We start from the raw sequence: 10699 nt of genomic DNA, 5'->3' as shown, positions 1-10699 counted from the left end.
ACTGTCTCCGAAGCCCGCCGGGCCAGCCCGTCTCCGAGCGAGGCGGCGATATACGAGGCGCTCTTCGAACTGGCAAGCGCCTTTTCACAAAAAGTCCAAGAATCTCAACGAACCCGAGTCAGCCGCGCCCCACTTGCGGCGCCCCTCGCGTATGCGCGCGGTTTTGTTTGCTCGACCACAAGCGCCGGAAGAGCGAAATTTTCACCCCATAAGAATGGCGAATGGGCGAATTCTGTCGCTTGAACATCCCCAATACGGCTCCACAGGGTGCTTTCTTCCACATTTCTCGGCCCCACGGTTGCGCCGCAACATCAAGCGAGGCATAAGAGCGGCAGTTCGAAAGGTCTCTCCTTGTCCCACCGCGCCGCCATCGCTGCGATCCTGAGCCCCACGCAAGCGGCGGCCGATCTGCGCGTGCTGTCGCTGGGCGTACTCCTTCTCTCGGTAATTCTCATTCCGCTTAGCCAAGCGGTGTGGATGCCTGCGACCTGACCTGAACCCAGCCAGTTTCGCCCATTCACCCCGCTCCGGCTCCGGACGCGGGGTTTTTCTTGTGCCCAGCCCATCACCGACAGGCAAGAAGTTCCAAAATCACAATGACGACGCCTTCTGACAGCACGAAACAACCCAACAGCCGCTCTGCAGCTGTGACTCAGGGCCCGAACCGGGCTGCGGCGCGGTCCTATCTGCGCGCTGCGGGGATGCAGGACGCCGATTTCAACAAGCCGATGATCGGCATCGTCAACACCTGGTCGACCGTCACGCCCTGCAACATGCACCTGGACCGTCTGGCCAAGGACGTGCGCGCCGGGATCATCGCGGCGGGCGGTTGGCCGGTCGATTTCAACACCATCGTCGTCACTGACGGCATCTCCATGGGCACGGCGGGGATGAAGGCCTCGCTGATCAGCCGTGAAGTCGTCGCCGATTCCATCGAACTGGCCATCGAGGGGCATCAGTTGGACGGCGTCGTCTGCATCGTCGGCTGCGACAAGACGATTCCCGCCGCAGCCATGGCCCTGGCCCGCATGGATATCCCCGGCCTGGTCTATTACGGCGGCACCATCCTGCCCGGCGTCATCTGCACGAAGGAAGTCTCGGTCCAAGAAGTCTTTGAGGCCATCGGCGCTCATGCCGCCGGTTCGCTGGATGATGCGGGCCTGAAGGCCGTCGAGAGCGCGGTCTGTCCCGGGGCCGGCGCCTGCGGCGGCCAGTTCACCGCCAACACCATGGCCATGGCCCTGTCGATGATGGGCGTCAGCCCCATGGGCGCCAATGACGTGCCCGCCGTCGATCCCGCCAAGGGCGCAGAGGGCGAACGCTGCGGCCGCCTGATCGTCGAGCGCGTTTTCGCCGGGGACACCGCCCGCAAATACATCACCAAGGCCAGCCTGAAGAATGCGGCCATCGCCGTCTCGGCCTCGGGCGGATCGACCAACGCCGTCATGCACCTGACCGCCATCGCGGCCGAGGCGGGCGTCGACTTCGGCGTCGAGGACTGTCACCAGGCCTGCGTCGAGGCGCCGGTCATCTGCGACCTGAAGCCCGGCGGCCGTTTCCTGGCCTCGCACCTGTATGCGGCGGGCGGCACGCGTCTGGTCGCCCAGCGTCTGGCCGAGGCGGGCAAGATCGCCAACGTCCCCACCGTCTCGGGCCGCAGCCTGTTCGCCGAAGCCGGCGACGCCGAGGAGCAGCCCGGCCAGCAGGTCGTCACCAGCATGGACGCCCCCGTCATGGCGCGCGGCTCCTACGCCGTCATCTATGGCGATGTCGCCCCCGAAGGCGCCGTCATCAAGCTGACCGGCCACAAGGTCGATCGCTTTGAAGGCCCCGCCGCCGTGTTCGACTGCGAGGAAGACGCCTTTCACGCGGTTCAGGACGGTTCGGTCGGCGAAGGCGACGTCATCATCATCCGCTACGAAGGCCCCAAGGGCGGCCCCGGTATGCGCGAGATGCTGCAGGTCACCGCCGCCCTGAAGGGCCGCAAGGTCGAGAACGTCGCCCTGCTGACCGACGGCCGCTTCTCAGGCGCCAGCTACGGCTTCGTCGCCGGCCACGTCTCGCCCGAAGCGGCGGTCGGCGGCCCCATAGCCCTCATTCGCGATGGCGATCCGATCGTCATCGACGTCACCAACCGCCGGATCGATGTGCTCGTCGATCTGGAGGCGCGCCGGGCGGATTTCGCCCCCAACCGTGTCCGTCCGGCGCAAGGCGTTTTCGCGAAATACCGCGCCGCCGTCGCCTCCGCCTCGCAAGGGGCCGTGACCATTCCCAATCCGCCGCCGGCCCAGGTCCCCGCCGATCTGGCCGCCCGCTCCACCGAAACCGCTGCTTCTTGAGGACGTCCTCCCATGGCCATCACCATCTACACCAATGAAGACATCAAGCCGGGCGCCATCGCCGGGCAACGCATCGCCGTCATCGGCTATGGCTCGCAGGGCCGCGCCCACGCCCAGAACCTGAAGGATTCGGGCCACGACGTGATCGTCGGCGTCCGCCACGGCGGCACGGGCTGGAAGCACGCGACCGAAGACGGTCTGGCCACGGCCGAGCCCGCCGAAGCGGTCAAGGGCGCCGACATCATCGCCATCCTGACGCCCGACATGATCCAGAACGAGATCTATCGCGACATCATCGAGCCGAACGCCAAGCCGGGCTCCGCCCTGCTGTTCGCCCACGGCTTCTCCATCATCTACGACCGCATCACGCCGCGCGAAGACATGGACGTCATTCTGGTGGCGCCCAAGGGTCCGGGCGATCTGGTCCGTCGCGAGTTCGCGCGTGGTCGGGGCGTCCCCTCCCTGTTCGCCATCGAGAAGGACGCGACCGGCAAGGCGCGCGACCGCGCCATGGGCTATGCCAAGGGCATCGGCGGGGCGACCGGCGGCCTGCTTGAGACCTCGTTCCGCGAAGAGACCGAGACCGACCTGTTCGGCGAACAGGCCGTCCTGTGTGGCGGCGCCAAGGAACTGGTCATCCAGGGCTTCAACACCCTGGTCGAGGCCGGCTACCAGCCCGAGATCGCCTATTTCGAATGCCTGCACGAGCTGAAGCTGATCGTGGACCTGTTCTACGAAGGCGGCATCTCCAAGATGCACCACTTCATCTCGGAAACGGCCAAATGGGGCGCTGTCGCCAGTGGCCCGCGCGTCATCACCGATGAAACCCGCGCCCGCATGAAGACCATTCTGGACGAGATCCAGAGCGGCCAGTTTGCGCGTGAATGGATCGCCGAAAACGAGGCGGGCAAGCCGAAATACGAGGCCCTGCTGACCGAGGACCGCGCCAGCCAGATCGAACAGGTCGGCGCCCGTCTGCGCGACCGCATGGCCTGGCTGCAGACGGCCAAACAGGCCGCCGCCTGAACCTCTATATATATTAAAGAGAGACTGATCCGATGAGCGCCGCCGCGCCCGCCCTGAAAACACCCCCCGCCCCGGCCGTCATGACCGGCGCGCGCCTGCTTGTCTCCAGCCTGGAGCGGATGGGCGTAGAGGTGGTGTTCGGCTACCCCGGCGGCGCCATCATGCCGATCTACGACGCCCTGACCGGCTCGTCGCTGAAGCACATCCTGGTCCGTCACGAACAGGCCGCCGCCTTCGCCGCCGACGCCTATGCGCGCCTGAGCGGCCGGGTCGGTGTCTGCATGGCGACCTCGGGCCCCGGCGCCACCAATCTGATCACCGGCATCGCCAACGCCATGATGGATTCGGCGCCGATGGTCTGCATCACCGGCAATGTCCCCCAAGGGGTCATGGGCACCGACGCCTTTCAGGAGATCGACATCCTGGGCGTCACCCTGCCGATCGTGAAACACTCCATCCTGGTCCGTGACGCGGCCGAGATTCCGGCCGCCATCGAACAGGCCTTCCACATCGCCGCATCGGGCCGCCCCGGCCCGGTGCTGGTCGACCTGCCCAAGGACGTCCAGTTCGCCGAAACCGTCGCCCCGTTCGGCTTCAACATTCCCAATGAGACGACTGAGGCCGACCCCGACGCCATCGCCGAGGCCGAGCGCTTCATCCGCACGTCTGAGCGCCCGCTGATCTACATCGGCGGCGGGGTGAAGATCGGTCGCGCGACCGAGGCCCTGCGCGCCTTGGCTGAGACCAGCGGCATTCCCGCCGTCGCCACCCTGAACGCCCTGGGCACGGTGCCCACTGACGCGCCCGGCTTCCTGGGGATGCTGGGGATGCACGGAACGCGCGCGGCCAATGAGGCGGTTCAGGCGTCCGACCTGCTGATCGTCATGGGCGCCCGCTTCGACGACCGCGCCACCGGCAAGCTGGCCGAGTTCGCCCCCCACGCCCGCGTCGTCCACTTCGACATCGACGCTTCCGAGATCGGCAAGCTGCGCGAGACCCACGTCGCCGTCGGCGGCGAGATCCGCCCGGCCATCGAGGCCCTGACTGAACGTCTGGCGGCCGCTCCTCTGGCGATCGATCCGTGGGTCATCCGCTGCGCCTCGGCGGCCGAGCGCCACGCCGCCCGCTATGACGCGCCGGGCGAAGGCGTCTACGCCCCTGCCCTGCTGAAGCAGTTGTCAGAGATGGCGGGTGACCGCTTCGTCGCCGCCTGCGACGTCGGCCAGCATCAGATGTGGGCCGCCCAGCACTGCCGCTTCGCCCGGCCTGAAGCCCACATCACCTCGGGCGGGCTGGGGGCCATGGGCTTCGGCCTGCCCGCCGGTCTGGGCGCCCAGATGGCCGATCCGGACGCCATCGTCGTCACCATCGCCGGCGACGGCGGCTTCATGATGAACGTCCAGGAACTGGCCACCCTGCGCCGCTACGGCGTGCCGCTCAAGATCGTCCTGCTGGACAACTCATCGCTGGGTCTGGTGCGCCAGTGGCAGGAGCTGTTCTTCTCGGAGAACTATTCCGAGATCGACCTGTCCGACAATCCGGACTTCGTGAAGGTGGCCGAGGCCTTCGGCGTCGAGGCCTTCCGCATTGATCGCCGCGATCAGGTCGAGGCCGGTCTGGCCCGCCTGCTGGCCGCCAAGGGCGCCTGTCTGGCCCACGTCGTCATCGACCCCAAGGAAAACGTCTGGCCGCTGGTGCCGCCGGGCAAGAGCAACGCTGAAATGATGGAAGGCGCATGATCATGAGCGACACCATTCACATCCAGATCGACCGGGCCGACGGCTCGCTTCAGCGTCTTATCGGCCTGGTGGAGCGCCGCGGCTTCCACATCGACGGCCTCAACATGGCTGATGAAGGCGCGATGCGCCGCATCGCCCTGACCGTTCGCGGGCGCGACGCCGCCCGCTCCATCGACAACCTGGGCCGCCAGATCGACCGCCTGTTCGGCGTCGCGCGCATCCAGGCCCAAACCTTCCAGTCCGAGGCCGCGTAATGTCCCGAGTAGAACGAGTATCCAGAACCGCCGAAATCGCGGCGTCCGACCCGAACCGCGTCATCATCTTCGACACCACCCTGCGCGACGGCGAACAGGCGCCCGGCTTCTCCATGTCGGCCCAGGCCAAGCTGAAGATGGCCCATGTCCTGCGCGACCTGGGCGTGGACGTGATCGAGGCCGGCTTCGCCGCCGCCTCGCCGGGCGACGAGGAATGCATCCGCCGCGTGGCGGGCGAGATCGAGGGCCCGGTCTTCGCCTCGCTGTCACGCGCCAACGAGAAGGATATCGACGCCTCGTTCCGCGCCCTGTCGCCCGCGCCGAAATCGCACCGCCGCTGCCACGTCTTCCTGGCCACCAGCCCGATCCACCGCTCGGCCAAGCTGCGGATGAGCACCAACGAGGTGCTGGCCACCATCTCGCGCACGGTGGAATACGCCGCCTCGATGTTCGACGACGTGGAGTTCTCGGCCGAGGACGCCTTCCGCACCGAGCCGGAGTTCCTGGCCGAGGCCCTGACCGCCGCCGCCGACGCAGGCGCCCAGACGCTGAACGTGCCCGACACCGTCGGCTACGCCACGCCGGAAGAGGCGCGCCAGCGCTTCGCCTATCTGGACGGGATCATCCGCCCGCGCCATGCGGACGTGATCTTCTCCTCGCACTGCCACAACGACCTGGGCCTGGCGGTCGCCAACTCCCTGGCCGCGGTCGAGGGCGGGGCGCGTCAGATCGAGGGGGCGATCAACGGCATCGGCGAGCGGGCGGGCAACGCCTCGATCGAGGAAGTCATCATGGCGCTGCGCACCCGCGCGGACCGCTATGGGGTGACGACCGGGGCCGAGAGCCGCTGTCTGGTGCGCGCTTCCGAAACCCTGCGCGAAGTGACCGAGACGGTGATCGCCCGCAACAAGGCGATCGTCGGCCTGAACGCCTTCGCCCACGAGGCCGGGATCCACCAGCACGGCATGATGGCCGACGCCCGCACCTACGAGATCATGCGTCCCGAGGACGTCGGTTTCGAGGGCAGCTACTTCGTGCTGGGCAAGCATTCCGGCCGCCACGCGGTCGGCAAGCGGGCCGAGGCTTTGGGCCATGTGCTGGAAGGCCAGCGCCTGGCCGACGTCTTCGCCGGCTTCAAGCAACGCGCCGACCAGATCGGCGAAATCAATGACGCGGAGCTGACCGCCATCATCGCGGCTGTGACAGCCAAAACCCTGAATGGGGGCGCCTCCGCACAAATGGACAAGACCTATGCAACCGCTGGCTAAGAACATCTGGATCAACGGCGAACTGATCGCGTGGGAAAAGGCCACGGTTCACGTCATGAGCCACGCCCTGCACTACGGCACCTCGGTGTTCGAGGGCATCCGCGTCTATGACACGCCGAACGGCCCGTGCGGCTTCCGCCTGACCGACCATATCCGCCGCCTGTTCGACAGCGCGCGCATCTACCACTTCCCCATGCCTTATAATGAGGACGAGCTGATCCAGGCCTGCAAGGACGTGGTGCGGGCCGAGGGTCTGCGCTCGGCCTACCTGCGGCCGCTGGCCTTCCTGGGCGAGTGCGGCATGGGCGTCAGTCCCTCGGCCGAAGCGATCCGCAGCGATGTGATGATCTCGGCCTTCGCCTGGGGCGCCTATCTGGGCGAAGAGGCGCTGGAAAAGGGCGTCGACGCCTGCATCTCCAGCTGGAACCGCGTGGCGCCGAACACGGTCCCGGCGGGCGCCAAGGCGGGCGGCAACTATCTGTCCTCCTATCTGATCGGGCGTGAGGCCCGCGTGCGCGGCTTCGGCGAAGGCATTGCGCTGGGCGCCGACGGCCTGCTGTCCGAGGGCGCGGGCGAGAACCTGTTCATCGTCAAGGACGGGGTGCTGATGACCCCGCCCGCCGCCGCCTCCATCCTGCAGGGCATCACCCGCGACAGCGTGATGAAGCTGGCGCGCGGCCTGGGCTATGAGGCGCGCGAACAGGTGCTGCCGCGCGAAGCCCTCTATGTCGCCGACGAGGTCTTCATGACCGGCACGGCGGCCGAGATCACGCCCGTCCGCTCCATCGACGGCATCATGACCCGCGCAGGCGGCCCCGGCCCGGTGACCAAGGCGGTCAACAAAGCCTTCCGCGGCCTGTTCGACAGCACGACGCCCGACCGCTTCGGCTGGCTGGAGCCCATCGGCGAGGCCGAAAACGCCGCCCCGGCCAAGGAGCGCGCGCATGAGCCAGCCTAAAACCCTGTATCAAAAGGTCTGGGACCGGCACGTCGTCGTGCCGGAAACCGCCGAGACTCCGGGCGTCATGTATGTGGACCTGCATCTGGTCCACGAAGTCACCTCGCCCCAGGCCTTCTCCGAAATCGAGGCGCGCGGGCTGAAGGTCCGCCGTCCTGACCGCACCTTCGCCACCCTGGACCACTCGACCCCCACCCTGCCCGCCGGGCCGGATGGTCAGCGCCCCTATGTCACCGAACAGGCGCGCCGTCAGGTCGAGACGCTGGAGGCCAACTGCGCCCGTCACGGCGTCGAACTGGCGGGCTGGGGCTCGGATCAGCGCGGCGTGGTTCACGTCATGGGGCCGGAACTGGGCCTGACCCAGCCGGGCATGACCGTCGTCTGCGGCGACAGCCACACCGCCACCCACGGCGCTTTCGGTGCGCTGGCCTTCGGCATCGGCACCTCGGAAGTCGGCCATGTGCTGGCGACCCAGTGCCTGTTGCAGCGTAGGGCCAAGGCCATGCGGGTGACGGTCGACGGGCGACTGCGTCCCGGCGTCTCCGGCAAGGACGTGGCGCTGGCCGTCATCGCCGCCATCGGCTTCGGCGGCGGCACCGGCTTCGTCATCGAATATGCGGGCGAGGCCGTGCGTTCTCTGGACATGGAAGGGCGCATGACCCTGTGCAATATGTCCATCGAGGCGGGCGCCCGCGCCGGCATGATCGCGCCCGACCAGACCACCGTGGACTGGCTGCGCGGCCGTCGCCATGTCCCCGCCGACTATGAAGTCACCGCCGCCGACTGGCTGAGCCTGGCCACCGACCCCGGCGCCGTCTTCGACAAGGAGGTCGTGCTGGACGGCGCCGCCATCCGCCCGATGGCCACCTGGGGCACCACCCCCGATGCAGGCGCCCCGGTCGGCGCGCCCGTGCCGCAGCCGCGCTCGGCCTCGGACCAGAAGGCCATCGACTACATGGGCTTCACCGCCGGCGAGGCGACCACCGGCCACAAGGTCGACGTGGTCTTCATCGGCAGCTGCACCAACGGCCGCCTGCCCGACCTGCGCGCCGCCGCCGACGTCCTGCGTGGCCGCAAGGTCCAGCCGGGCGTGCGGATGCTGGTCGTGCCCGGCTCGGAAGCCGTCCGCCGCGACGCCGAGGCCGAAGGTCTGGACCGGGTCTTCACCGAGGCGGGGGCCGAATGGCGCATCCCCGGCTGCTCCATGTGCATCGCCATGAACGGGGACTTCGTCGCGCCCGGCCAACTGGCCGTCTCGACCTCCAACCGCAATTTCGAGGGCCGTCAGGGCAAGGGCGCCCGCACCATCCTGGCCAGCCCCGCCACCGCCGCCGCCAGCGCCGTGGCCGGGGTGCTGACCGATCCGCGCGTCTATCTGTCGGAGGCCGCCCATGTCTGAGGCTTTCAGAACCCTGACGTCGAAGACCCTGACGCTGAGTCAGGCCAACATCGACACTGACCAGATCATCCCCGCGCGCTTCCTGACCACCACGACGCGCGAGGGTCTGGGCGCCCACGCCTTCCACGACTGGCGCTATGAGGCCGACGGCTCGCCCAAACCCGAGGCCGTGCTGAACCGCATCGATCCGACCGAACAGCGCATCCTGCTGGCCGGGCCGAACTTCGCCTGCGGCTCGTCGCGCGAACACGCGCCGTGGGCCTTGCTGGACTACGGTTTCCGGGCGGTGATCTCGACCGAGATAGCCGACATCTTCACCTCCAACGCCCTGAAGAACGGCTTCCTGCCCATCGTCGTCGATCAAGCCGTCTGGGACGATCTGGCCGCCCATCCCGAACAGCCGGTGACCATCGATCTGGACGCCAATGAGATCCGGCGCGGCAACGCCCCGGCCGTGCCGTTCAAGGTCGAGGCCTTCGCCCGCCAGTGCCTGCTGGACGGGGTCGACGCCCTCGGCTGGCTTCAGTCGAAACTGCCCTACGTCGCCACCTTCGAACGCCTGAGAAACGACGCCCCCCAACCGGAGACCGCACGATGACCGCTCCCGCCCCGCGCACCTTCAACATCGTCGTCCTGCCTGGCGACGGCGTCGGCCCCGAAGTGGCCCTGGCCGCCCAGCGGGTGCTGACCTGCATCGGCGACATCTACGGCCACAAGTTCGACTTCACCGAACACCTGATCGGCGGCGCCGCCATCGACGCGACCGGCGAAGCCCTGCCCGAGATGACCAAAGCCGCCTGCCTGGCCTCCGACGCCGTGCTGCTGGGAGCCGTCGGCGGGCCCAAGTGGGACGGCGCGCCGGTCCGTCCTGAACAGGGTCTGCTGGCGATCCGCAAGGCCATGGGCCTGTACGCCAACCTGCGCCCGCTGCAGGTCTCGCCGGTGCTGGCCCACCGCTCGCCGCTGAAGAAGGAGATCGTCGAGGGCGTCGACCTGATCGTCTTCCGCGAGCTGACCAGCGGCGTCTATTTCGGCGAGCGCACTCGCACCGAGACCCAGGCCTCCGACCTGTGCGTCTATACAGTCGAGGAGATCGAGCGCGTCGCCCGCGCCGCCTTCCAGGCCGCCGAACAGCGCCGCGGCAAGGTGACGTCGGTCGACAAGGCCAACGTCATGGAGACCAGTCGCCTGTGGCGCGAGGTCGTCACCCGCATCCATGCCGAGGAATATCCGCAGATCACCCTGGAGCACGCCCTGGTCGACTCCATGGCCATGCACCTGATCCGCAAACCGCGCGAGTATGACGTCATCCTGACCGAGAACATGTTCGGCGACATCCTGTCGGACGAGATTTCGGTGCTGGGCGGCTCCATCGGCCTGCTGCCCTCGGCGTCGCTGGGCGCCGACGGCCCCGGCCTGTTCGAGCCCATTCACGGCTCGGCGCCGGACATCGCCGGGCAGGATCTAGCCAACCCGGTCGGCATGGTGCTGTCGGCAGCCATGATGCTGCGCCACAGCTTCGAGCTGGAGGACGAGGCGGATTCCATCGAGGCCGCCGTCGCAGCCGTCCTGGCCTCGGGCGCCGTCACCGCCGACCTGGGCGGGCCGCTGGGTACGGTTGCGGCGACGCGCGCGATCGTCGACGCCATCCGCGCCATCCACTGGGCGGCGGCGCGCCATGTGCCGATGCACTGGGCCTAAGGCTCAGACAGGACA

At 68.0% G+C, this 10699-nt stretch carries 11 protein-coding genes; all 11 read left to right on the top strand.

Going from position 1 to position 10699, the window contains the following annotated elements; all coding sequences use genetic code 11:
* On the top strand, positions 1-243 hold a 243-nt coding region (locus tag FM111_RS16475), incomplete at its 5' end, for a hypothetical protein (RefSeq protein WP_218779229.1).
* Between the two features lie 108 nt (positions 244-351).
* Positions 352-492 carry a hypothetical protein gene (locus tag FM111_RS16420; RefSeq protein WP_179205118.1) on the top strand — a complete coding sequence of 47 codons (141 nt, stop codon included), beginning with the start codon at positions 352-354 and terminating at the stop codon, positions 490-492.
* Between the two features lie 104 nt (positions 493-596).
* Complete coding sequence (gene ilvD / locus FM111_RS14325) at positions 597-2339, top strand: dihydroxy-acid dehydratase (RefSeq protein ID WP_087141600.1); 1743 nt, start codon at positions 597-599, stop codon at positions 2337-2339.
* 12 nt (positions 2340-2351) lie between these two features.
* The gene (gene ilvC / locus FM111_RS14320; RefSeq protein ID WP_087141599.1) at positions 2352-3365 is read left to right on the top strand and encodes a ketol-acid reductoisomerase; all 1014 of its coding nucleotides are present in this window, start codon (positions 2352-2354) and stop codon (positions 3363-3365) included.
* A gap of 32 nt (positions 3366-3397) precedes the next feature.
* A complete protein-coding gene (gene ilvG / locus FM111_RS14315) occupies positions 3398-5104 on the top strand; it encodes an acetolactate synthase 2 catalytic subunit (protein WP_087141598.1) in 1707 nt (568 codons plus the stop codon).
* Between the two features lie 2 nt (positions 5105-5106).
* Positions 5107-5358 (top strand): ACT domain-containing protein, encoded by a 252-nt coding sequence (locus tag FM111_RS14310; protein WP_087141606.1) that lies wholly within the window; start codon positions 5107-5109, stop codon positions 5356-5358.
* On the top strand, positions 5358-6626 hold the full coding sequence (locus FM111_RS14305) for a 2-isopropylmalate synthase (protein WP_087141597.1): 1269 nt from the start codon (positions 5358-5360) through the stop codon (positions 6624-6626). Before FM111_RS14310 ends, FM111_RS14305 begins: the two co-directional genes overlap by 1 nt.
* Entirely contained in the window at positions 6610-7584 is a 975-nt protein-coding gene (locus tag FM111_RS14300) for a branched-chain amino acid transaminase (protein ID WP_087141596.1), read from the top strand. Before FM111_RS14305 ends, FM111_RS14300 begins: the two co-directional genes overlap by 17 nt.
* On the top strand, positions 7571-8983 hold the full coding sequence (gene leuC / locus FM111_RS14295; RefSeq protein ID WP_087141595.1) for a 3-isopropylmalate dehydratase large subunit: 1413 nt from the start codon (positions 7571-7573) through the stop codon (positions 8981-8983). Before FM111_RS14300 ends, leuC begins: the two co-directional genes overlap by 14 nt.
* Complete coding sequence (gene leuD / locus FM111_RS14290; RefSeq protein WP_087141594.1) at positions 8976-9581, top strand: 3-isopropylmalate dehydratase small subunit; 606 nt, start codon at positions 8976-8978, stop codon at positions 9579-9581. The genes leuC and leuD overlap by 8 nt, the downstream gene beginning before the upstream one ends.
* Positions 9578-10684, top strand: coding sequence for a 3-isopropylmalate dehydrogenase (gene leuB / locus FM111_RS14285; RefSeq protein WP_087141593.1), 1107 nt, complete (start codon positions 9578-9580; stop codon positions 10682-10684). Before leuD ends, leuB begins: the two co-directional genes overlap by 4 nt.
* Positions 10685-10699: the final 15 nt, after the last annotated feature.

Source organism: Brevundimonas diminuta 3F5N (genome assembly GCF_900163625.1).
GTDB lineage: Bacteria > Pseudomonadota > Alphaproteobacteria > Caulobacterales > Caulobacteraceae > Brevundimonas > Brevundimonas diminuta_A.
Note: the sequence above shows the minus strand (reverse complement) of the source record. Positions and strands in the feature narration are given on the sequence as shown.